Source organism: Deferribacter abyssi, assembly GCF_049472655.1.
Lineage (GTDB): Bacteria > Chrysiogenota > Deferribacteres > Deferribacterales > Deferribacteraceae > Deferribacter > Deferribacter abyssi.
On record NZ_JAQNCS010000043.1, the window covers coordinates 1 to 380 of the forward strand.

Consider the following 380-nt stretch of genomic DNA (forward strand, 5'->3'; position numbering starts at 1 on the left):
TATTACTTCTATCAAAGGAATTAATGATATTACCGCTGCCCATTTTCTTGCAGAAATTAAAGATATAAACAGATTTGCCAACAAAGGCAAACTTGCTGCCTATGCCGGGATAGATCCTGCTATTAAACAATCCGGAAGTATGTATAGTAACGGCAGAATAAGTAAAAAAGGATCTCGGTCCCTTAGGCGTATTCTTTATCTTATGGCAAGCGGTGTTATAAAGTTTAATGAGTATTTTAGAGCGTATTATTTGAAAAAGAAGGAGGAAGGTATGCCCCATAGAAAAGCTATGATTGCATTGTGTAACAAACTTGTGCGTGTACTTTATGCCATGCTTACAAAAAAAGAGGTTTTTCATATGCCTAAATTATCTTAATAAT

At 34.7% G+C, this 380-nt stretch carries 1 protein-coding gene; it reads left to right on the forward strand.

Features of this window, described 5'->3' with window-relative positions; genetic code table 11:
* Positions 1–376, forward strand: a 376-nt coding sequence (locus OWK30_RS11490) for a transposase (RefSeq protein ID WP_423326627.1), incomplete at its 5' end; no start/stop codon positions are given.
* Between the last annotated feature and the right edge of the window lie 4 nt (positions 377–380).